Genomic DNA, 21,893 nt, shown 5'->3' with positions numbered 1-21,893 from the left:
AAAGGCTTACGCCCTCCCGCCCACCAGCCGGTAGTCGTGGCCCGCGCGCAGCGGGAACCCGACCGCACCGGTGACGGGGTCCACGGAGAAGTCGACCGCGCGGGAGGCGGTCGTGTCCAGCACCTTCAGCGACTTCGCGGACCAGCCGGCGTTCGCGTTCACGATCCGGGACGTGCGCTTCCCGTCACCGTAGCTGTACACCGAACCCCGCGTCACCGGGAATACCTGCGCCCGGAGCCGGTCCGACGAGCCCGCCTCCACGCGGCGCACCAGCACGCCCTTCCCGCCCACGAACGCCGGCACGTCGCCCCGGGCCACCTCGTGGTCCGTGAGCGTCACCGGGCCCTCGTGCCGCTCACCGGTGTTGACGTCGATCCACGTCCCGGCCGGCAGGTACACGTCCCGCCCGGTCGCCGTCGCGAAGTCCGACCCCCACACCGGCGCGGCGAGCAGCGACTCGCCGAGCATCCACTCGTACCGCCTGGTCGACTCGTCGACCAGCCCGTACGTCCGCTCGTCGGCCGGGTACGCCAGGTGCAGCGGCGTCATCGCGTACGGAAAGCCGGAGGCGTGGCCGTCGAGGACCGCGTCGTAGATGTACGGGTGCAGGGAGTCGTGCCACAGCGCCAGCTTCTTGGCGTCCGCGGCGATGTCGTCCCCGAACTGCCACGGCCCCTGGCCGAAGCCGAGCACCGGGGTGAGCGCGTTGAACTGCACGTTGCGGGCGAAGTACGCGCGGTAGGCCGGGTCGGTCGGCTCCGCCTTGCCCGGGGTGCCGCCGACGAAGTCCGGGTAGAGGTTGCCGTGGCCGCTTGCGGCGATGTTCAGCAGGTTCACCGGCATCCGGTCCGGGTCCTCGTGGTACACCGCGCCGGTGCCGTAGATCGTGTCGTTGATCCGGGCCCAGTCACCGGGCAGCGAATAGGCCGTGTTGCGCACCATCACCGCGTCCCCGGCGTCGTGCAGCGCCTTCAGCAGCGCGTTCCAGTTGCCGTCGCGCCACAGGTCGGGGGTGTAGAGCATGGTGTCCTCCTTCCAGCCGTCCACGCCCCACTTGCGGGTCTGCGCCACGTACCAGTCCACGGCCTCCGGATTCCGGCCGTCCAGCACGTACGACGCGCCGGAGGGGAACTGCGCCCTGGTGACCTTCACCGGCTCGCCGTCCGCGTCGGCGAGCAGATAGCCGCGGCTGCGGGCCTCCTCCATGAAGCCGGCGTCGGTGACCGGGTTGTGGTTGCCCCCGTCGTCCCGCCCGGCCTTGAAGTTGTTGCGCGCGCCGAGGAGGAGTGCCACGTCATTGCTCGCGAAGAGCCGCTTCAGCGCCTCCGGGTCCGGGTAGCGGGGGTTGGGCAAACCGTCGTCGCGGCCCTCCTCGGCGGTGTCGTCCCACATCCCGAAGGAGTTGGTGGTGCCCTCCGCCGGGTTGCCGCGCTCTCCCGGCCAGAAGCCGGAGCCGACCACACCCCAGCCCAGCGGGTAGCCGCGGTCGAGGAAGTCCCGCACCGTGGTCTCCACCGACGACTGGTACGTGTTCCAGCCCAGTGCCCCGTACGCCTCCCAGCCCAGTTCGAACATCTGCGGCCGCGGCCGCACGTCCGCGTAGCCGGCGGCGTGCCGGGCACGCCGGTAGTCGGCGTAGAGCTGCTCGACGTCCGTGCCGAGGAAGTAGTGCAGCCCGTCGACGCCGTCGGCGCCCGCCACCCCCAGCCGGTTCTCGGCCTCCGTCAGCCCGACGCGCTTCTGCCCCTTGGCGAACAGCACTTCGGCGAAGCTCTGCCGGGGAAAGACCGCGAAGGTGGAGACGAAACGCTTGCAGGAGCCCTGGTTGGTCACGTTGTCCAGGACCAGCCCCGTCAGCTCCGCCCGCGGGCGCGCCTCCACCTTGCCGCTGCACGGCGTGCCGGTCTCAGGCCGGCCGTCCCCGAACGAGCCGTGGTCGCCGAGCCCGTACGCCGGGCCGACGTGCCCCGTGCGCAGGTCGACGGTGCTCGACGCGGGCACCCCCGTCACCGCCACGCCCACCGAGCGGGCCTGCGGACGCAGCACGACGCGCACCGAACCGCCGTCGGCGAGCCGCACGTCCAGCACCGCTGCCGACCGGCCCGCCGAGACGAGCCGGGCCGACTCCGCGTCCGCGAACTCCGCGTCCCCCGGGCTCTTCACCCGCAGCCCGGACGCGGCGTGCGGCGGCGCCACGGCCGTGCCGTCGCGCCGCTCGAAGCCGTAGCGGAAGCCGTCCTTCGCGATCGTCATCCGGTACGTCCCGCCCGTGACGACCAGGTCCCGCCCCCGGTCGGAGACGCGGTACCCCGCCGGGCTCCCCGCGGAACCCGCCACCCCCGGGACCCCGGCCCCCCGCTCCGCGGGCGCCGGCTGCGCCGCCTGCGCGGGCGGCAGCAGCGCCGGGAGCAGCGCGAGCGGCAGCGCCGGCAGCAGCGTACGGCGCACCGCGCGCGCTCTGACACCTCTGAGCACGCTCACTCCTCGATCAGGCGGGCGACGTCGTCACCGGCCGTCCTCATCGCGTCCTTCGCCGAGGAGTCGCCGACCAGCACCGCCTGCACCTGCTTGGCCACCGCCTCCTCGATCTGCGCGTTGTTCGCGTACGTCCAGAACGGCCCGGGCGTCGCCGTCGCGGTGATCTTCTCCGTCCACTCGGTGGTGAACTCGTCCGACGCCACCTCCGGGGCCGCGAGCCCCTCCGACGTCGTCGGCGGCAGCGCCAGCTTCCCGAAGTAGTCGACGACCGTGGCCCGGTCGGAGGTGGTGTGCACGGCGAAGTCCGTCGCCGCCGACGACCCCTCGCCCTTCGTCACCACGATGACATGCCCCCACAGCAGCGCCTGCGGGTCGTCGCCCTTCTTCAGCACCGGGCGCGGCACCGCCACCATCGCCTCCGCCAGCGACTCGTCCGACGCCTCCGCCAGCGTCGCGCCCTTGCCGACCAGCGCGTCGTCGTAGAAGCCCACCTTCCCCTGCGCGAACAGGGCGCGGGCGTCGAACCTGTCCACCGCCTTGGCGATCAGCTTCTCGTCGTAGAGCTTCTTGAACCACTCCACCGCGTCCACCGACGCGTCGTCGCCGATCGCCACCTCGCCGTCCTCGATTATCGGGCAGCCGAAGGTCTGCATCCACGGGAAGATGTCCTTCAGCTGCTCCACCTTCGTCGCCGCCGCGTACGGCGTCACACCGCCGCCCAGGTCCTTCAGCGCCCGCAGCGCGTCCTCGAACTCCGCGACCGTGCCCGGCAGCCGGCGTATCCCCGCCTCGTCCAGCAGCCGCTGGTTGCCGATCAGCCCGATGGAGCCCGTCGTCCACGGCAGCCCGTACTGCACCCCCTCGTACTGCCCGCTCGCCAGCGCCACGTCCGTGTAGCCCGCCCCGGCCGCCGCGTCCCCCAGGTCCAGCAGCGAACCCATCTGCGCCACCGCCGCCAGCCACGCGATGTCCAACTGCACCGCGCCGCTGATCTCCCCGCCGCTCAGCTTCAGCGTCAGCTGCTTCAGATACTCGTTGTACGGATACTCCGTCGTGGACACCTCCACCTTCCCGGCCTTCTCCCAGTCCGAGATGATCCCCTCCACGACCGGCTTGCTCGCCTCCTCGTTCAGCGCCCAGGAGGTGAAGCCGAACTTTTTCGCGTCGGCGTCGCCGCCGTCGCCCGAGCCGCCCCCGGAGGGGGCGCAGGCGGCCAGGGCGCCGGGGACGGCGAGCCCCAGGGTGCCCAGGCCCAGCAGCCTGAGGGTGTCGCGGCGTGGCAGTGCGTGACGGGGTAGTGCGTGGCGGGACATGCCGACTCCTTGGAGGTTGGGAAGCGTGGCGGGGTACGGGACCGGGCGCGGCGGCGCCGGTCAGCTCTTGACGGCTCCGGCGGTCAGCCCTCCGACGAGGTACCGCTGCAGGAACATGAACGCGGCGACCACCGGCACCGAGACGATCAGCGACGCCGCCATCAGCGCCGGCCAGGCCGTCTGGAACTCGCCGAGGTACGTGTTCACCAGGCCCGGCGGCAGCGTCATCGTGTCGTCGCCGGAGAGCGTCAGCGCGAAGATGAAGTCGTTCCAGCCGCGGACGAACGCGAACAGCCCGGCCGCGATCATCCCGGGCGCCGCCAGCGGCGCGACGATGCTGTGCAGGGTGCGCCACCGGGACGCCCCGTCGATGGCGGCGGCCTCCAGCAGCGCGTCCGGGACCGTGTCGAAGATGCCCTTCAGCATCCACACGCACAGCGGCATCGTGAACGTGGTGAAGGACAGGATCAGCGCCGTGTACGTGCCGAGCAGGTCGAACTGGCGGAACACCGCGTACAGCGTGATCAGCAGCAGCGCCTGCGGGAACATCTGCGAGGCGAGCACGAAGTTCATCAGCGACCTGCGGCCGCGGTAGCGGAACTTGGAGAACGAGTAGCCCATGTACGTCGAGACCACGACGCTCAGCAGCGCGGTGAGGCCGGCGACGATCACGCTGTTGACCATGTAGTCGAAGAGCTTGTCGTTCTCCGTGAAGGCCCGGAAGTGCGCGAACGTGATCTCGGTCGGGAAGAACCGCGGCGGGAAGCGGAACGCCTGCCCCGGCGGGCTGAGCGCGGTGACCAGCATCCAGTACATCGGCAGCAGGCCGAAGAGCCCGATGACGCCGACCGCGGCCCACGCGGCGACGGACGAGCGGACCTGGTCGGGGCGGCGGCGCGGCCGGGCGGCCGGGCGGCGCCCGGCCGCCCGGCCGGCGCCGGCGGGCGCGGCCTCGGGGGAGGCGCCGCCGGCGGCGGTGGCCTGGGCGGTGGTCACGAGTGCTTGTCCTCCCGCTCGGAGGCCCTGAGGTACACGCCGACGAGCACCAGGAGCAGCAGCATCCACAACCCGCCGAGCGCGGCCGCGTGGCCGAGGTCGAAGCCCTTGAAGGCGTCCTGGTAGACGGCGACCGCGAAGGTCTCCGTGGCACCGGCGGGGCCGCCGCCGGTGAGGACGTAGATGGTGTCGAAGTGCTGGAAGTTCCAGATGAACTCCAGCAGGATCACGATCGCCGCGACGCCCCGCACCCCCGGCCAGGTGACGGCGCGGAACCGGCGCACGGCCCCCGCCCCGTCCACGGCCGCGGCCTCGTGCAGTTCGCGCGGCACGGTCTGCAGACCGGCCAGCATCATGACCATCATCCACGGGAAGCTCGCCCAGGTCTTGGTGACGATCACCGCGACCATCGCCGTCGTCGGCTCGCCGAGCCACGAGACGCTCTCGTCGATGAAGCCCAGCTCCAGCAACGCCCCGTTGAGGACCCCGTAGTTCGCATTGAAGATCCACATCCAGAGGAAGGACACCACGACCCCGGGGATCACCCAGGGGAAGAGGAACAGGCCGCGCAGGAACCCGCTGCCCTTGAGCCCGGTGTTCAGCGCCAGCGCGAGCGCGAAGCCGACGGCGAACGGCGCCGCGGTGGCCCCGACGGTGAACACGAGCGTGTTCTCCAGCACCGGCCAGAAGTCGCGGTCGAGCACGTCGGCGTAGTTGTCCAGGCCGACGAACGTACGCCCCGGCAGCCGCAGATCCTGGTCGAAGAAGCCGGTGACGAGGGAGGCGACGAGCGGGTAGAACACGATCGCCGCGAAGAGCGCCAGGCCCGGCACGGTGAGGAGGAAGGCGAAGGCGCCGTTCGACAGCCGCTGCCCCTCGTGCTTCGACGCCCTGCGGGCGGGGGCCGGCACCGGGGCCGCCTGCTTCGGGGAGGCGGACGGGGGCGTCACGGCCGGCTCCCCTCGGGTGCGCGCGGGTGGCCCTGCCGGCCCCGGCCCCGGCCGTCCGCCTCTCCCGGGCCGTTCCCGTTCCCGTCTGCGTGGCCGGTCTGGGCGGGCGGTGCGGCGCGCGGGCCGACGTAGCCGAGGCCGACGCTCACCGAGTCGGCGGCCTCGACGGCGGCGCGGGACAACTCCTCCTCGCGCCGGTCGAGCGCGACGGTGGACAGCGGCCCGGAGATGGAGATGGCGGCGACGATGTGGCCGGAGCGGTCCCGGACCGGCGCGGCCACGCACGAGCGGCCGTGCGCCAACTCCTCGACCTCGGTGGCGTAGCCGCGGCGGGCGACGGCCTCCAACTCGGCGTCGAGCGCGGCGTGCGAGGTGAGGGTGGCCTGGGTGAAGGCCGTCAGTCCGGCCTCGGGCAGCAGGTCGCGGCGGCGCTGCGGAGCCAGGCCCAGCAGCAGGCACTTGCCGAGCCCGGTGGCGTGCAGCGGCTTGCGCTGGCCGGTGAGCACGGTGGACCTCGGGGCCAGTCTGCCCTCGAAGTTGAGCAGGTAGAACAGCGCGGCGCCGTGCCGGATGGCGACGTTGGCGCCGAGGCCGAGGCGGGCGGCGAGCTCCTGGGCGAGCTGGCGCGCCTCGCGGTGGACGGGGTGGTGGTTGACGGCGACGCCGCCGAGGGTGATGGGGGCGGTGCCGAGGCGGTACAGCCCGCTGACGGAGTCACGTTCGACGTAGTCGAGGGACTCCAGCGTGGCCAGCAGCCGGGAGGTGGTCGAGGTGCCGAGGCCGGTGATGCGTACGACGTCCGAGACCCGCAGCTCCGGGTGGCCGTTCTGGAAGACCGCGAGCACGGCCACCGCACGCTCCACGCTCTGGTTGTTGCCCTGATCCGATGCCATCCGCGACTCCAGTGAATCTTATTTGCAACATGCGGGATCGTTGCCCACATATTGCGACGGCGTCAACCCTTGTGGCCGTGCTTCTGCAGCAACGGCACGGATCGGGAGCGGAGATGACGCCCGGTTTTCTCGTGCGGCGGGGGTTGACGACCGTGCAGCATGTGGACACTCTTCCTGCATTACGGATGTCAGTTGCAATGTGGGAGCGTGTCATCGATGCCCAGCCGCCGGAGCTTCGTGAAGGCCGCGGGGGTCACCGCCGTGGCAACGTCGGCCCAGGCAGGCGCGGTTGCCGCCGCCGCGTCCCCCGCCGACGGCACCGCCGGAGACCGCGCCGCCGGCCCGGACACCCTGCACCTGGACGGCGACCGCGTCCGCCTCACCTGGGGCCGCACCGACGCCGGCTGGGGCGCCGTCCGGGTCCGCGTCCGCACCCGCCGCGGCTGGCGCGAACTCCCGGGCGCCCTCGGCGAGTACGGCCTCACCCACCACGACGGCGCGGAGCCGCCCGACGCCGAGCAGGTCCGCCGCGAGGAGGCCGGCACCCACCACACCTTCCTCCCCGCCGAAGCCGCCGCCGAGGGCACCTCCCGGAACAAGGCAGTCGTCTTCCGCCACACCCACCCCCTCGGCACCCTCGAAGCCCGCTGGCGCATCGACGGCCGCCACCCCCACGACGTACGCGTCACCCTCACCTGGACCGCCGCCCGGGACGGCTGGGTCAGCCTGCGCACCCCCACGCTGTGCGCCCTGCCCGAGCAGGACCTCGCCTTCGGCTGCGTCCCCGGCGGCTGGTACGGCCACGAGACCAACCCCGACCTGCGCATGGCCGCCGAGTACGGCCACGGCCTGCCCGCCGTGCCGCACCTCTTCTACGACGACCTCGCCACCACCCTCGCCCCGGTCGTCAGCACCACGGAAGGGCTCACCCTCGCCGCCGTCGCCGAACCCGGCATGGCCCGCGACCCGTACGCGGCCGACCGCGTCACCCACCGCGACGTACGCCTGGCCCTGTCCACCCGCGACCGCGCCGGCCGGCTCACCCCGCACCTCGCCCGGCCCATCCTCGGCCGCGCCGACTCCCGCTGCACCGCCGGCGACGAGCGGGTCCTCGACTTCCGCTTCACCCTCACCGACACCGACTGGTTCGAGGCGCTGCGGCACGCCGCCACCGACGTCTACGGCTTCGGCCGCTACCTCGAACTCGCCGCCAACAAGCACGCCCTGACCGAGCGCCTCGCCCGCATCCAGGCCACCTACATCGCCGACCCCGTGCTCTCCCAGTGGCTCACCGACGAGTACGAGGGCACCGCCATCGGCGCCCAGAAGTACAACGGCTTCGTCCAGGGCGCCGAGAACGACGCGATGAAGAACTCCGACATCGGCGCCATGTGGGGCCTGGCCGCCGCCACCTCCGACGAACTGCTGGAGCGCGAGCGGCTGCCGTACGTGCGCGACTTCAAGCTCGCCCAGCAGCAGACCGCCGCCGGCCGCTACCAGGGCGCGCTCAAGGGCCAGTACTACCTGTTCAAGTCGGACCGCTTCGTCGAGGAGGGCAACCCCGACGCCGACATCGCCGACTACGTCGAGCCGCTGGCCACCGCGTACTACGTCATCACCGACCTCGCGCACATCCTGCTCTTCCGGCCCGGCGACGCCGAGCTGGAAGGCCGCATCCGGCTCGCCGCCGACCACCTCGCCGACGGCCAGAAGCCCGACGGCTCGTGGGTCGTCGCCACCGACAAGGAGCCGCCGTACGCGGTCACCTACCCCCATCTGACCGAGGACCTGCGCCCCACCTGGTACGGCCTCCTCGTGGCCCACCACGCGCTCGGCGACCGGCGCTACCTCGACGGCGCCGTGCGCGGCGCCGACTGGTACGTCGCGCACGCCGTCGAACGCGCCCGCTACCTCGGCTCCACCGGCGACTCCGGCTTCCGCATGGACCTGTCCCTCTCCCAGGGCATCCAGGGGCTGCTCGACCTCGCCGACGCCACCGGCGAGCGCCGCTACCGCGACGCCGCCGTCGAGGTCGCCCGCCTCCACACCACCTGGATCTACACCCACCCCGCCCCGTCGACCGAGCCCCGCATCCGGGCCGGCGCCACCTACGAGGCGTGGCAGCTCACCCAACTCGGCCTGCAGAAGGAGCAGAACGACAGCGCCCCCGGCAACGGCCCCATCCTGCTCTCCAGCTTCGCCGGCACCTACCTGCGCATCCACCGCCTGACCGGCGACCCCCTCTTCCGCGACATGGCCCGCGCCGCCGCCCTCGGCCGGGACGCCTTCGTCGCCGAGGAGCCGGGCGTGCACTCGTACTACTGGGTGCGCTTCGACAACGGCATCGGCTCCTTCCCCCACCACGCCTGGTGGCAGATCGGCTGGATCCTCGACTACCTGCTGGAAGAGGTACGCACCCGCACCGGCGACCGGATCAGCTTCCCCCGCGGCTACTTCACACCCAAGGTCGGCGGCCAGCTCACCTACGGCTTCGCCCCCGGCCGTGTCCACGGCACCCCCGCCACCCTGCGCATCCCGCCGCGGCTGCTCACCGCCGACACCCCGCACGCCGAGACCCTCGGCGCGCTCGCCACCGACGGCGGCCGGCTCTTCGCGCTGGTGCTGAACAGCAGCGCCCGGCCGCTGACCACCACCGTGACCGCGGACCCGGCGCTGGCGCACCCGGACGGGCCGCGCACCATCACCGGCATCCGAGCCGTCTCCGGCCGCCTCACCGCCGCCGACGCACCGCGCTTCACCGTGGCGCTGAAGCCCCACGGCATCGCGGTCGTCGCGCTCGACCTCGCCGAGTAGCCCCAACGCCGACGCGACCGGAAGGACGTCCCATGCCCCGCGCCACCCCCCTCGCGGCGGCGCTCGCCGCCGCCACCGCCCTGCCCCTGCTCGCCGTCGCCCCGCTGCCCGCCGCCGCGGCGGCCCCGCCCGCCCCGCCCGCACCGGCCGCCGCCGCGGCCCCGCCCCGGGCGCCCGCCGCGGGGCCGCCCGGGGCGGGCTGGACCCAGGTCTTCGGCGACGAGTTCGGCGGCTCGGCCGTCGACACCGCCAAGTGGAACTTCCGCACCGACGTGAAGGCCAACAGCGCCCAGCGCCCGCAGAACGTCACCCAGTCCGACGGCGCCCTGCACATCGCGCTGAAGAAGGAGGACCACGCCGGCAAGCAGTTCACCGGCGGCGGCGTCATCTCCAAGAAGCACCTGCGCTACGGCTACTACGAGACCCGCGCCAAGATCAACGACGGCGCCGGCTGGCACACCGCCTTCTGGCTCCAGGCAGGCGACGGCAGCACCACCTACCCACCCGAGCAACGCACCGAGATCGACGGCTTCGAGACCGACTCCGTGAGCCCCACGAAGACCTACCACACCGTGCACGGCTGGGTGGGCAGCGGCGTCCACGGCCCGGTCACCTACGGCTCCGGAACCTACGACACCGGTCTCGACCTCAGGCAGTGGCACACCTACGGCATCGACTGGTCCGAGAGCGGCGCGAAGTTCTACATCGACGGCAGCCTGAAGTACACGGCCCCGTACACCCCCGGCCAGTGGATGCACGACTACACCGCCGTCTGGCTCACCAGCATCGCCACCGGCGCGCTGCCCGACGCCGGCAAGCTCCCCTCGGCCGCCTCCTTCGACTACGTCCGCTACTGGCAGCGCGACTACTACGTCGACAACGACGGCGCCGCCGCCTACGGCTACTCCACCACCGGCACTTGGCAGCCCAGCGCCCTCACCGGCTGGACCAAGGACTCGCCCGTCTCCTACGGCTGCGCGGCCGGCGCCGAGGCGACATGGCGACCCCGGCTGCGGGCGGCCGGCACGTACGAGGCGTTCATCCGCAAGTCCGTCTCCGCCACCGGCGGCGACCCCGCCGCGAAGGTGGCCCTGGACAACGCGGGCGCCGTCACCACCCGGACCCTCGACGAGCGCTCCGGCAGCCCCGGCTGGGTCTCGCTGGGCACGCAGTCCTACCAGGCGGGCGAGAGCGCCTCGGTCTCGCTCACCGCGAGTGGGACGGGCTGCGCGCACGCCGACGCGGTGAAGTTCGTACGCCGATGAGGCCGGCAGCCGCGCCGCTGACGGCGCTCGCCGCGCTCCTCGCGCTCGTGCTCCTCGTCCCGGCGGCGCCGGCTCCCGCCGTGCCCGCTGCGCCCGCGGGCCCCGCCGGGACGGGGCCGTCCCCGGCGGCCGGCCGCTGGACGGCCACCGCCCCCGGCGGCCGGGTCGGCGCCACGCTGGAGCGGCTCGACGACGGCGCCCTGCGGCTGTCCGTGAGCCACGACGGGCACACGGTGCTGCGGCCCGCACCCGTCGGGATCACCACCGCCCACGGCGACTTCACCCGCGGCCTCACCCTCGTGGGCACCGGCAGCCGCCGGGTCGCCGAGCGCTACGACACCGTCGTCGGCAAGCGACTGCGCCACCGCGCCGACGCGGTCGAGCACACCTTCCGGTTCGAGAACGCGGCCGGCGGCCGGATGGCGCTCGTCGTCCGCGCCGACGACGACGGCATCGCCTACCGCTACGTGCTGCCGCACGAAGGCCCCGTCACCGTCACGGCCGAGGCGTCCGCCTTCGCGCCGCCGCCCGACGCCACCGCGTGGCTCGCGCCGTACGGGGTGACGTACGCGCAGCGGCCGTTCGAGGCGGCGGTCGCCGACGTGCCGGACGGCGCGTACGCCTACCCGCCGCTGTTCCGCACCGCGCCCGGCACGTACGCACTCGTCACCGAGGCCGACGCGGACGGCCGCTACGGCGCCACCCGGCTCACCCGCCGCGACGGCGCCTTCGCCGTCACCCTCCCCGACGGCGGCGGCGAGACCGCGCCGGGACCGCTTGCCACCCCCTGGCGCGTCGCGGTCGTCGGCGACCTCGCCGGCATCGTCGGGTCCGATCTCGTGCAGGACCTCGCCCCGCCCTCGCGCGTCGCCGACACCTCGTGGATCGAGCCGGGCGCCGCCGCCTGGTCCTGGTGGTCGGACTCCGCCAGCCCGCACAGCCTCGCCGCCCAGAAGGAGTACGTCGACCTCGCGGTCCGGCAGGGCTGGGAGTACGTGCTCGTCGACGAGGGCTGGGACGCCGCGTGGGTGCCCGAACTCGTCGCGTACGCCCGCGCCCGCGGCGTCGGCGTGTGGCTGTGGAGCCGCTGGAGCGACCTGGAGACGCAGGAGCAGCGCGACGCGAAACTCCCGCTGTGGAAGTCCTGGGGCATCAGCGGCGTGAAGCTCGACTTCATGGACTCCGACAGCCAGGAGCGGCTGGCCTGGTACGACGCCGTGCTGGCCGACACCGCGCGGCTGCGGCTCCTGGTCAACTTCCACGGCGCCACGCTGCCGCGGGGCATCGAGCGCACCTGGCCGCACGTGCTGACGGTGGAGGCGGTCGCGGGCGCCGAGCTGTACAAGATCGACCCGAAGCGCATCGGCCCCGACGTGAACGCCACGTATCCCTTCACCCGCAACGCCGTGGGCACGATGGACTACACCCCGGTCACCTTCTCCACCGCGGACCGGCGCACGAGCGACGCGCACGAACTGGCGCTGGCCGTGCTGTACGAGTCGGGGGTGCAGCACTTCGCCGACAGCCCCGAGTCGTACGCCCGGCACCCGGAGGCGGCGGACCTGCTCGCCTCGGTGCCCGCGGTGTGGGACGAGACGCGGCTGCTCGACGGCGAGCCGGGCGAGCGGGCGGTGCTCGCGCGGCGCAGCGGGGCCGCCTGGTACCTCGGCGGGATCACGGCGGGAAACCGGGCGCAGACCGCGGACTTCCGGCTCGGGATGCTGCCGCCGGGCCGGCACCTGCTGGAGGTGTTCCGGGACGCGGACCCCGACGGCGGGCGCGACGGCATCGCCGTCGAGCGGCGCACCGTCACCCGCGGCGACCGGCTGACCGTGCCGCTCGCGGCCGACGGCGGCTTCGCCGCGCGCGTCTGCCCCGCGGAGCCGGGGCGCACGACCTGCGGTCGCGGCCCCACCGACGCGCGGCTCACCGCCGACCCCGGTGGCGTCCTCGCCGCGCCCGGCCGGTCCGTCCGGGTCACCGCCGGCTTCACCGCGCCACCGGACGCCCCGGCCCGGAACGTCGTCGTCGACGCGGTGGTCCCGGACGGCTGGCGGCTCTCCGCACCCGAAGGACCCACCCGGGCCCGCACCCTGCCCCCGGGCCGCACCCTGACCGCCACCTGGCGGGCCACCCCGCCGTCCGACGCCGCGCTGCACTCGTACGAGGTCGTCACGCGCGCCCGCTACGACGCCGTGGACGTGCCGCGTGAGCACGCCCGGCGGCTCCTCGTCGACCCGGCCGAAGTCGTGCTGCCGCCGCCCGGGCTCTCGCATGTCGAATCCGACGCGGGCCACGCGCTGACGCTCTCGTGGATCCACGCCACCGCCACCTCGTCGTACGTCGAGTGGCGGCGGGAGGGGGATGCGGAGTGGAGCCGTACGGACGCCGACTTCGACGGCGTACGCCACCGCGCCACCGTCGGGCCGTTCGAGGAAGGGCTGGTGGACCTGGAGTACCGCATCGTCGCGGGCGACGACGTCTCGGCGGTGCACACCGCGAGGCTCGTCGACCCCGCCGCCGTGACCGTGGTCGACGACGGCGCCGCCGGGCACACGGAGAACGGCCGCTGGCTGGGCAGCAGCGTCACGGGCTGGGACGGCGGCCGGACGCGCTACACCGGCACCGCCGGGGACACCGCCGTCTGGCGCGCGGAACTGCCGGACGGCCTGTACGAGGTGGCCGCGTACGTGCCCGCGCACGAGAACTCCACCGCGGCGGCGTCGTACGCGGTGGGGGAGCGGACCACCGGGGTGGACCAGCGGGCGGCGGGCGGCACCTGGGTCGCCCTCGGCCGCCACCGGCCGGACGCCGGCGCGCTGGCCGTACGGCTCACCGCGGGGGCGGGTTTCACCCGCGCCGACGCCGTCCGGTTCATCCGGGTCGACTGAACCGCGCAGCGGGCCGGCCGACCGGCCGCGGGGTGCACCGCGTCACGCACGCGCGGCCTTCGGCTGCTCCAACCGCATGGCGCAGAACACCTCCGCAATCCTCGACGCCCACCCGCAGTCCGTGAGACAGAACCGCACCACGGAAAGGAATCCCACTCATGCGCAGACTCCTGCGCGCCGCCCTTGCCGCCGCGCTCTGCGGGGCGATCACCGCCACCGCCCTGTCCGCGGCGGCCGACGAGCGGGGCCCCGCGAACACGGCCGCCGGCCTGCCCGCCGCCGACGCCGGGGGGCCCGGCCACCAGACGACCGCCGGGCAGCGCACCACCGACCTCGGCGGCACCTGGCGCTTCACCACCGACCCGGCCGCCGACCCCGCCGACTGGGACGCGATGCCCGTTCCCGGCAACTGGGACCAGCACGACGCGTACGCCGAGCACCAGGGCGACGCCTGGTACCGGCGCACGTTCGACACCCCGCGGCTGCGCTCCGGCGAGGTCGCCCGGCTGCGCTTCGAGGCCGTCAACTACACCGCCACCGTCACCCTCAACGGCCGGGAACTCGGCACCCACGTCGGCGGCTACACGCCCTTCGAGTACGAGGTCGGCGACCTGCTGAAGCGCGACGGCACCCCCAACACCCTGACGGTGCGGGCGAACAACGACTACGCCGTCGGCGCCACCTGGCCCTGGGGCGGCATCTCCCGCCCCGTCACGCTCACCGTCGACCCGGCGGTGCGCATCGAGCGGCAGCACGTCGTCGCCGAGCCCGACCTCGACGCCGGCACCGCGGCCGTGACCACCGAGGTCACCGTCTCCAACGCCGGTGACACCGAGCGCACGGTGCGCGTCGACGGCGCACTCACCGACACCCGCGGCCGGCCGCTGCCCGCGGGCGTCCTGCGCGGCCGGGACGTCACCGTACCGGCCGGAGGGACGCGGACGGTGGAACTGGCGGCCCGGCTGCCGCGCGGCTCGTACGGACTGTGGTCGACCGACGACCCCCGCCTGTACCGCGCCACCGTCGCGCTGAGCCGGCAGGGCCGCGCCGGCTACGCCGTCTCGGACCGGTTCGGCTTCCGCAGGATCGACATCGTGCCCGACGGGCTGCTGCTCAACGGCGAGCGGGTGCGCACCGCCGGGTTCAACCGGGTGCCCGGGGACCGGGTGCACGGCGCCACCGAGCCGATGTCCGTCGTACGCGCCGAGATCGACCGGATGAAGGAGGCGGGCGCCACCATGACCCGCATCCACCACGTGCCGCAGTCGCCCGAACTGCTCGACTATCTCGACGAGGTCGGCATGCTGAACATCGGCGAGATCTCCGTGTGGGGCAAGGACGCCTCGCTCGACCCCGGGCGCTGGCGGCCGGAACTGCGCGAGATGGTGCGGCGGGACGCCAACCACGCCTCGATCGTCGCCTGGTCGGTCGCCAACGAGATCGCCGGGAACACGGAGACGGGGCGGCACTTCGTCAAGTCGATGATCGACTACACCCGTGCGGAACTGGACGACTCCCGTCCGCTGACGTACGTCAGCAACACCTTCAGCGGCATCGAAGGCCCCGAGGACGAGGCACTGCAGTACGCCGACTTCCTCTCCGTGAACATGTACGGCGGCTTCACCGACCGGGTGCGGGAGCTGCGCGGGCACTTCCCGGACAAGCCGGTGTTCGTCAGCGAGTTCAGCGCCGACGGGTACACCTTCACGCCGGACCGGGAGAGCGTGGAGTTCGCGTCGAAGAGCGACGCCGCCATCCCGGCACAGCTCTCCGCCCTGCCATGGGTCATCGGCGTGTCCCGCTGGACCTTCGACGACTACCGCAGCCGCTACTCCGGCACCTCGCCCAACCAGTTGCGCGGCTGGGGCGTGCAGACCGACTGGGGCGGGCTGAAGCGCAACTACGACCAGATGCGGGCCGCGTACGCCCCCGTGGCCGGACTGGACCTCGCGGCGGCGGACGGCGGCAGCGAGATCACCGTCACCCCGCGTGCGGCCGGTGAGCTGCCCAGCCACATCCTGCGCGGATACCGGCTCAGGTGGAAGACCCTTGCGGCGGACGGCTCGACGGTGGCGCAGCGCAGCATCCCGCTGCCGCGGGTCAGCCCCGGGGACGAGGCGCTCACCCGGCCGGTGGCGTGGGACGGCGGTGCCGCGGGGGCGGTCACCGAGCAAGTCGGGCTCCTCGACCCGCAGGGGTACGAAGTCGCGGTCGCCGACCGGGACCTGGCGGCGCCGGCGGCACCGGAGGTCACGCAGACGGTGGCGGCGGCCGGCGCGGTCCGCGCCGCGTTCACGCACGTCGCCGGCGCCGACTCGTACCGCGTCGAGGCGCAGGCGGCGGCCGGCGGGACGGTGCGTACGGCGGTGGTCCACAAGGACGACCACGGCGACGTCACCGGGCTGGCGGACGGCGCGTCGCACCGGGTGCGTGTGGTGGCGGTGAGCGGGGCGGGCGAGACGGCCTCGGCGTGGACGGAGGTGACGCCGCGGGCCGGTGCCGGCGCGCTGCCGCCGGACGCGCAGTCGCTGGAGCCGGTCGCCGGCGGCGCGGTCTTCCAGTGGCGGGGCGTCGCGGCCGACGAGGCGTACGAGCTGGAGGTCACGGACGCCGCGGGCGAGCCGGTCCGCTCGTGGACCACCCGGCTCCGCGGCTTCAGCCGCATCGAGGAACTGCCGGCGGGGACGGACATCCGGGTACGGGTCCGCAGCGTCCGCGGCGACGGGACGAGCGCGTGGTCGGAGTGGACGGAGGTGTCGACGGGCTGAGCGGGGAGACCCGTTGCGGTGTCCCGGCCCGTGCCCGGAGGGGACGGGCCGGGGCGCGCGGGTGCCTGTATGCGGGGCGCATCCCCGTACCACGGGACTCCTCCTCGGCATACGAGCACGCGATCCGCGAACGCTTCGGCAGCGGTGCGGTGCCGCGCGGCGATCCCCGCCGGGGGAGGTCCGGGGCCCGGAGCGGGCGACGCGCAGGCGGGATCCCGGCTACAGGAAGCGCTCCCGCAGATCCGGGCGGAGCCAGGCGGCCGGCGAGGAGATGCTGAGGCCGCCGTCCACCGGCAGCACCGCGCCCGTGATGAACGACGCTCCGGGAGAGGCCAGGAAGTGCACGGCGGCCGCGACCTCCGGCGGGGTGCCGGTACGGCCCAGGGGGTAGCCCTCGGCGACGCGCGCCAGCGGCGGGGTGCCGATCATGCCGGGCGCCACCGCGTTGACGCGGACGCCGCGCGGGCCGTAGTCGAGGGCGAGTTGGCGGACGAGGCCCTCGACGCCGGCCTTCGCCGCCGCGTAGGCGGGCAGGCCGGGAGCGGCGAGGAAGGCGTTCACCGAGGTGACGGCGACGACCGCCGAGCCCGGCGGGAGCCGGGGGAGCGCCGCGCGCGCGACGTAGAACGCCGTGTCCAGCGTGGCGGACTGGGCCAGCCGCCACTGCGCCTGCGTGGTCTCCGCGGCCCGCGCCACCGGCTGCGCCGCCGCGGCCAGCACCACGACGTCCAGCCGTCCCAGCGCCTCCGCCGCGGATCGCACGCAGTGGGCGGCGCCTTCCGGTTCCGCGCAGTCGGCGGTGGTGTACGCGGTGTACGACGGGTGCGCGCAGTCCGCCAGCCCGCAGCCGGCGACCCGGTCGCCGGCTGCCGCGAACGCGTCCGCCACCGCACGCCCGATCGCCGAGTCGCCCCCGACGACGAGCACCCCGCGGGACGCCTGCGCGTGCCGCTCCGGCCCCGTCCCGGCGCCGCCTCCGGGCGCGTACCGCCCCGCGTCAGCCCCCGCCCCCGCGCCTTCGTCCCCGACCCCGCCCGCCCCGCTCATCGCGCCCCGTCCGCCGCAACCGGCGGCAGCGCCAGCCGCTCCAGGATCCCGTCCAACTGCCCCCGCAGCGCCTCCGTCAGCCCCTTCGCCGGCAGCCGCACCGCCGCGGAACCGATGACCCCGCGCCGTACCAGCACCTCCTTGTGCACCGCCCAGGCGAACCCCGCCTGCATGCCGAACCGGATCAGCGGCAGCAGCCGCTCGTACGCCCCGTGCGCCTCGTCCGCCCGCCCCGCTCCCCACGCGTCCAGGACCGGCCGCAGCATGTCGGTGAACTCGCACGCCGGCATCGTCCCCACCGCGCCCGCGGCCAGCTCCTCCAGCAGGAAGAAGGCGTTCTGCCCGCCCAGCACGTCGAACCCGGCCGGAGCCGCCGCGACCGTCTCCGCGATCTTCGGCACGGTCGGCGCCGACTCGACCTTGACCGAGTCCACCCCTTCGAGCTTGCCGAACTCCGTGAGCAGGGCCACCGGCATCGCCACCCCCGTCGTCGCCGCGGCGTCCTGCACCATGACGGGCGCCCCGGCGCGCTCGCCGAGCGCGCCGTAGAAGTCGACGAGTTGCGGCACGCCGGGCTTCGCGAGGTACGGCGGCAGCACCATCAGCGCGTCCGCGCCGCCCGCGACGGCCTGCCCGCACTGCTCCAGCGCCGTCGCCAGGCTCGTCGGGCTGACCCCGGCCACCACCGGCACGGCGCCGGCGACCACGTCGGTGACGTCCGCGAGGACCGCGTCCCGGTCCGCGGCGGTGAGCGCGAAGCCCTCGCTGGCCATGCCGAAGACCGCCACCCCGTCGGCACCGGCGCGCAGCTGGAAGGCGGTGAGCCGGCGCAGCGAGGGGCGATCGAGGCTCCCGTCCGGGTGGAAGGGGGTCGCGAGGACGGGGACGAGACCGCGTACGGGCCGGCTCATGCTGGGGTCCTTTCGTTCGCCCGGCCCGCAGCGCGGCCTTGCGGTGCGGCCGCGCTGCGGGCGGGCGGTTCTGGGTGCGGTGTGCGGGGCGGGGGCTGCGGCGCGGCGGCCGGACTCTCCGGCCTCCGCATCCCTCACCCGGTGATCTCCTGCGCGTGCCGGACGACGAACTCCGCGTCCACCTCCACGCCCAGGCCGGGGCCGGCGGGCAGCGGGATGCCGGCGTCCGGGCCGCCGGCGAGCGGGGTGCGCAGGATGCGGCTCGCGACCTGCCAGGTGGTGGGCTGGTACTCGAAGTACGGCATGTCGGCGACCGCGGCGGCGAAGTGCAGTCCGGCGGCGGTGGCGACGCCGAGGCCCGTGGAGTGGTGCGGGGCGACGGGTACGTGGTGGGCGGCGGCCAGCTCGGCGATGGCGAGGGCTTCGGTCAGGCCGGTGCGGCCGGCGTCGGGCTGGGCCAGGGCCAGGGCGCGGCGGCCGAGCCAGTGGGCGAACTCGTAGCGGTTGCGCAGGGCTTCGCCGACGGCGACCGGGAGGTCGAGGCGCCGCTGCAGGTCGCGGTGGCCCTCGACGTCCTCGGGCGCCAGCGGCGCCTCCAGGAACAGCACCCGGCCGCGGCGCTGGAGTTCGCGGCCCAGCCGGGCGGCGTCCGCGGGGGCGTACGCCCAGTGCGCGTCGACGGCGACGCGCAGCCGCTCGTCGGCGGCGAGCACCGCGTCCACGGTCGCGAGGTCGGCGTCGACGCCGCGGCCGAGGTGCAGCTTGATCCGGTACGCGCCGCGCCCGGCCCACTCGGCGGCGAGCTTCGCGCGTTCCGCGTCGGTGTCGCGGGGGAGCCCGGAGACGTAGGCGGGCTGCACGGTGCGGAACGCGCCCCCCAGCAGCTCGGCGACGGGCAGCCCGGCGCGGCGGCCCGCGAGGTCCCACAGGGCGATGTCGACGGCGGCGAGCGCGTCGGCCTGGTGCCCCGTCAGATGGCCGCGCTCGCGCATCAGGTCGCGCAGCCGGTGCCAGGCGGGGCGGACGGCGCCGGCGGGGGCGCCGAGCAGCGCGGGGCGCAGCAGTGCGGCGACGGCGTGTCCCGCCACCTCGGGGCCGACCGGTGCCAGCGCCTCGCCCCAGCCCGCGCTGCCGTCGTCGGCGGTGACGTGGACGAGCAGCGTCTCGAAGCGGGCGGAGTAGAGGCTGCGCCAGGGTGCGCGCACCACGTACCCGCGGTCCTCGGTGAGGTCGCTGCCGTCGTCGAGCCGCCCCAGGTACGCCTCGTCGTGCGGCAACTTGAGTGCGTAGACGCGGACATCGGCGATGCGGGCCATGCTCACCATCCCTGCTTCGGCAACGGGCTCAGGCGATGGCAGATTCCCACATCATGCAAGCGATATGCAAGAAGTGCATTGACCTTTACGGGAAGGGGGACCCGGTGGGCGGCAACACCCCTGAGCCGCCCACCGGGTGCTCGTGGACCCGGCGCCGCGCGTCAGGCGGCCCGGACCAGCCGCATGTACTTCGTCCAGTTCCAGTTGGGGCCGGGGTCGGTGTGGGTGGCGCCGGGGACCTCGTTGTGGCCGATGACGTGGTCGCGGGTGCGCGGGATGCCGTAGCGGTCGCAGATCGCGGCGGTCAGTTGCGCGGACCGCTGGTACATCACGTCCGTGAACCAGGACGGCTTGTCCACCCAGCCCTCGTGCTCGATGCCGATGCTGCGGGTGTTGTAGTTCCAGTTGCCGGCGTGCCAGGCGATGTCCTTCTCCCGGACGAGCTGGGCGATGTAGCCGTCCGCCGAGGCGATGAGGTAGTGCGAGGAGACGGCGCGGGCCGGGTTCTGGAAGATGTCGACGGCGTCCTGGAAGTACTCCTGGGTCACGTGCACGACCACGAAGTCCAGCGGGTACGAGGACGGCCGGCTGGAGACCGTGTAGTTGGACGAGCTGGCCGGTATCCAGTGCGTCGGGGGGTACTGCGCCGCCTGCGCGGGAGTGGCGGCCAGCCCGCCGAGGCCGGCGGCCGCGGCGGTGGCGGCGGCGCCCTGGATCAGCCGCCTGCGGGGGAGGTTCGCGAAGTCCATGGGGCTCCTGACAGCGGAGGGACATTTGCGCGTACATGACAGTCCGGCATCCATCATGAGGACACGTCACGCCGCTGCCAAGACATGGCCGGATATGCCAATGGGCGCACCAAAGGCGGTGGTCGGGGAGGTGCCGGGCGAAGAGGGCGGGCGGCGGGCGGGGTTCAGCCGGCGGCGACGGCGCCCGGCGCCTCCATCACGGCGTCGACCTCGCTCAGCGCCGCCCCGAGCAGCGGCCCCTCGGCGCCGAGCGCCGAGACGGTCAGCCGTACGGTACGGGCCGGGTCGGCGACGCGGCGGCCCAGCTCGCGTTCGACCGCGGGCACCACCCAGGGGGCGAGGCCGGCGAGGGCGCCGGCCAGCACGACGGCCTCCGGGTCGAGGATGTTCACGGCGCCGGCGAGCGCGACTCCCAGCGCGCCGCCGGCCTCGCGCAGCGCCGCCCGCACCCGGGCGTCGCCGTCGGCGGCGCGGGCGGCGAGCATGGCGATCCGCCCGCCGGGGCCGGGGTGTTCGGCGCGGGCGCGCGCCGGGTCGATGCCCGAAGCGCGCAGGACGGCCTCCTCGCCGGCGTACTGCTCCAGGCACCCGCGCCCGCCGCAGGCGCACGGCCGCCCCTGCGGGCGTACGGGCACGTGGCCCAGCTCCCCGGCGAACCCGTGTGCCCCGCGCAGCAGTTCGCCGTCCGTGACGACGGCGGCACCGATGCCGATCTGGGCGGAGACGTGCAGGAAGTTCCGCCCGGGCCCGGGGGAGCGGCCGCTCCCGTCCGCGACCGCCGCGTCCGGCCGGTCCGCGGGGCCGGCGCCCGGCCCGCCGTCATCGCCGGGGCGCTCCGCCGCACCCCCCTCCAGGCGCTGCTCCGCCAGGGCGCCGAGGTTCGCCTCGTTGCCCACGCGGGCCGGCGGGGCGGACGGGAGCAGCGGGCCGAGGTCGACGCCCTGCCAGCCGAGGTTGGGGGCCCGTACGACCGTCGACTCGTCCCGTGCGATCAGGCCCGGGACGGCCACCGTCAGCCCGGTCGGCGTCAGGCCCTCGCCCCGTACCTCGGTCACGACCTGCTCGATCAGCCCGGCGAGCCGCTCCAGGACCGGGCCCGGCGGGTGGTCGCGGTTGGCGGCGTCGGCGGCGACCCGGGCCCGTACCCGACCGCTCAGGTCCACCGCGCAGACCGCGAGGTGGTCCACGCCGATCTCGGCGCCGAGCCCGCAGGGCCCGCGGTCGTTGAGCGCCAGCGCGCTGCCGGGCCGGCCCACCGTGCCCGGGCGCCCGGGACCCAGCTCCACCAGCAGCCCCGCCCGCAGCAGCTCGTCCACGACGGCCGCGACCCCCGCCCGCGTCATCCCGATCCGCGCCGCCACGGCCGCGCGCGACAGGGGGCCCCCGGCTGCCACGGCGCGCAGGGCCAGGGACAGGTTCCGCTGCCGCAGCGCCTGCTGCGTGCGGGGCGAGGGCGCCGACACGGGCGTCTCCTTCGTGGCGTGAACGGGCGGTGAGCGGCG

General features: G+C 74.5%; 14 protein-coding genes. 4 read left to right on the top strand and 10 right to left on the bottom strand.

What is annotated here, in order from left to right; genetic code table 11:
* Positions 1 to 6: 6 nt before the first annotated feature.
* From LG396_RS32435 to LG396_RS32415, 5 genes are read right to left on the bottom strand one after another with little or no spacing between them, the layout of a single operon-like run.
* On the bottom strand, positions 7 to 2,475 hold the full coding sequence (locus LG396_RS32435; RefSeq protein WP_225797497.1) for a glycoside hydrolase family 31 family protein: 2,469 nt from the start codon (positions 2,473 to 2,475) through the stop codon (positions 7 to 9).
* 2 nt (positions 2,476 to 2,477) lie between these two features.
* The gene (locus LG396_RS32430) at positions 2,478 to 3,791 is read right to left on the bottom strand and encodes an extracellular solute-binding protein (protein ID WP_225797496.1); all 1,314 of its coding nucleotides are present in this window, start codon (positions 3,789 to 3,791) and stop codon (positions 2,478 to 2,480) included.
* A gap of 60 nt (positions 3,792 to 3,851) precedes the next feature.
* Positions 3,852 to 4,787: a carbohydrate ABC transporter permease gene (locus tag LG396_RS32425; protein ID WP_225797495.1), complete on the bottom strand. Its 936-nt coding sequence runs from the start codon at positions 4,785 to 4,787 to the stop codon at positions 3,852 to 3,854.
* Positions 4,784 to 5,737 carry a carbohydrate ABC transporter permease gene (locus LG396_RS32420; RefSeq protein ID WP_225797494.1) on the bottom strand — a complete coding sequence of 318 codons (954 nt, stop codon included), beginning with the start codon at positions 5,735 to 5,737 and terminating at the stop codon, positions 4,784 to 4,786. The genes LG396_RS32425 and LG396_RS32420 overlap by 4 nt, the downstream gene beginning before the upstream one ends.
* Entirely contained in the window at positions 5,734 to 6,630 is an 897-nt protein-coding gene (locus LG396_RS32415) for an IclR family transcriptional regulator (protein WP_225797493.1), read from the bottom strand. The genes LG396_RS32420 and LG396_RS32415 overlap by 4 nt, the downstream gene beginning before the upstream one ends.
* Before the next feature lie 216 nt (positions 6,631 to 6,846).
* Between LG396_RS32415 and LG396_RS32410 the strand changes: the two genes are divergently transcribed.
* From LG396_RS32410 to LG396_RS32395, 4 genes are all read left to right on the top strand, one after another.
* Positions 6,847 to 9,444 (top strand): glycoside hydrolase family protein, encoded by a 2,598-nt coding sequence (locus LG396_RS32410; RefSeq protein ID WP_225797492.1) that lies wholly within the window; start codon positions 6,847 to 6,849, stop codon positions 9,442 to 9,444.
* Positions 9,445 to 9,476: 32 nt separating this feature from the next.
* Positions 9,477 to 10,709, top strand: coding sequence for a glycoside hydrolase family 16 protein (locus LG396_RS32405; protein ID WP_225797491.1), 1,233 nt, complete (start codon positions 9,477 to 9,479; stop codon positions 10,707 to 10,709).
* The gene (locus tag LG396_RS32400; RefSeq protein ID WP_225797490.1) at positions 10,706 to 13,600 is read left to right on the top strand and encodes a glycoside hydrolase family 97 N-terminal domain-containing protein; all 2,895 of its coding nucleotides are present in this window, start codon (positions 10,706 to 10,708) and stop codon (positions 13,598 to 13,600) included. The genes LG396_RS32405 and LG396_RS32400 overlap by 4 nt, the downstream gene beginning before the upstream one ends.
* 158 nt (positions 13,601 to 13,758) lie before the next feature.
* Entirely contained in the window at positions 13,759 to 16,368 is a 2,610-nt protein-coding gene (locus LG396_RS32395) for a glycoside hydrolase family 2 TIM barrel-domain containing protein (RefSeq protein WP_225797489.1), read from the top strand.
* Between the two features lie 219 nt (positions 16,369 to 16,587).
* On the opposite strand, the gene LG396_RS32390 is transcribed toward LG396_RS32395, so the two are convergent.
* The 5 genes from LG396_RS32390 to LG396_RS32370 all read right to left on the bottom strand — a co-directional run bounded on the left by LG396_RS32390 (position 16,588) and on the right by LG396_RS32370 (position 21,854).
* A complete protein-coding gene (locus LG396_RS32390) occupies positions 16,588 to 17,415 on the bottom strand; it encodes an SDR family NAD(P)-dependent oxidoreductase (RefSeq protein ID WP_225797488.1) in 828 nt (275 codons plus the stop codon).
* The gene (locus LG396_RS32385; RefSeq protein ID WP_225797487.1) at positions 17,412 to 18,326 is read right to left on the bottom strand and encodes a dihydrodipicolinate synthase family protein; all 915 of its coding nucleotides are present in this window, start codon (positions 18,324 to 18,326) and stop codon (positions 17,412 to 17,414) included. The genes LG396_RS32390 and LG396_RS32385 overlap by 4 nt, the downstream gene beginning before the upstream one ends.
* Before the next feature lie 134 nt (positions 18,327 to 18,460).
* Positions 18,461 to 19,642 carry a mandelate racemase/muconate lactonizing enzyme family protein gene (locus LG396_RS32380; RefSeq protein WP_130455386.1) on the bottom strand — a complete coding sequence of 394 codons (1,182 nt, stop codon included), beginning with the start codon at positions 19,640 to 19,642 and terminating at the stop codon, positions 18,461 to 18,463.
* A 161-nt stretch (positions 19,643 to 19,803) separates the two neighbouring features.
* Positions 19,804 to 20,391, bottom strand: a complete 588-nt coding sequence (locus LG396_RS32375) for an N-acetylmuramoyl-L-alanine amidase (RefSeq protein ID WP_018836226.1) — start codon at positions 20,389 to 20,391, stop codon at positions 19,804 to 19,806.
* Positions 20,392 to 20,555: 164 nt separating this feature from the next.
* Positions 20,556 to 21,854 carry an ROK family protein gene (locus LG396_RS32370; RefSeq protein ID WP_225797486.1) on the bottom strand — a complete coding sequence of 433 codons (1,299 nt, stop codon included), beginning with the start codon at positions 21,852 to 21,854 and terminating at the stop codon, positions 20,556 to 20,558.
* Between the last annotated feature and the right edge of the window lie 39 nt (positions 21,855 to 21,893).

It is taken from the genome of Streptomyces aculeolatus, assembly GCF_020400605.1.
GTDB lineage: Bacteria > Actinomycetota > Actinomycetes > Streptomycetales > Streptomycetaceae > Streptomyces > Streptomyces aculeolatus.
The sequence above is the reverse complement of the archived record's forward strand: the minus strand, read 5'-3'. Positions and strand labels throughout refer to the sequence as shown.

What these genes read in the sequence shown, in the direction of transcription:
- LG396_RS32385 (WP_225797487.1), bottom strand. Translation starts at nt 18,326, where the DNA reads ATGAGCCGGCCCGTACGCGGTCTCGTCCCCGTCCTCGCGACCCCCTTC.
- LG396_RS32430 (WP_225797496.1), bottom strand. Translation starts at nt 3,791, where the DNA reads ATGTCCCGCCACGCACTACCCCGTCACGCACTGCCACGCCGCGACACC.
- LG396_RS32405 (WP_225797491.1), top strand. Translation starts at nt 9,477, where the DNA reads ATGCCCCGCGCCACCCCCCTCGCGGCGGCGCTCGCCGCCGCCACCGCC.
- LG396_RS32380 (WP_130455386.1), bottom strand. Translation starts at nt 19,642, where the DNA reads ATGGCCCGCATCGCCGATGTCCGCGTCTACGCACTCAAGTTGCCGCAC.
- LG396_RS32410 (WP_225797492.1), top strand. Translation starts at nt 6,847, where the DNA reads ATGCCCAGCCGCCGGAGCTTCGTGAAGGCCGCGGGGGTCACCGCCGTG.
- LG396_RS32400 (WP_225797490.1), top strand. Translation starts at nt 10,706, where the DNA reads ATGAGGCCGGCAGCCGCGCCGCTGACGGCGCTCGCCGCGCTCCTCGCG.
- LG396_RS32415 (WP_225797493.1), bottom strand. Translation starts at nt 6,630, where the DNA reads ATGGCATCGGATCAGGGCAACAACCAGAGCGTGGAGCGTGCGGTGGCC.
- LG396_RS32390 (WP_225797488.1), bottom strand. Translation starts at nt 17,415, where the DNA reads ATGAGCGGGGCGGGCGGGGTCGGGGACGAAGGCGCGGGGGCGGGGGCT.
- LG396_RS32395 (WP_225797489.1), top strand. Translation starts at nt 13,759, where the DNA reads ATGCGCAGACTCCTGCGCGCCGCCCTTGCCGCCGCGCTCTGCGGGGCG.
- LG396_RS32375 (WP_018836226.1), bottom strand. Translation starts at nt 20,391, where the DNA reads ATGGACTTCGCGAACCTCCCCCGCAGGCGGCTGATCCAGGGCGCCGCC.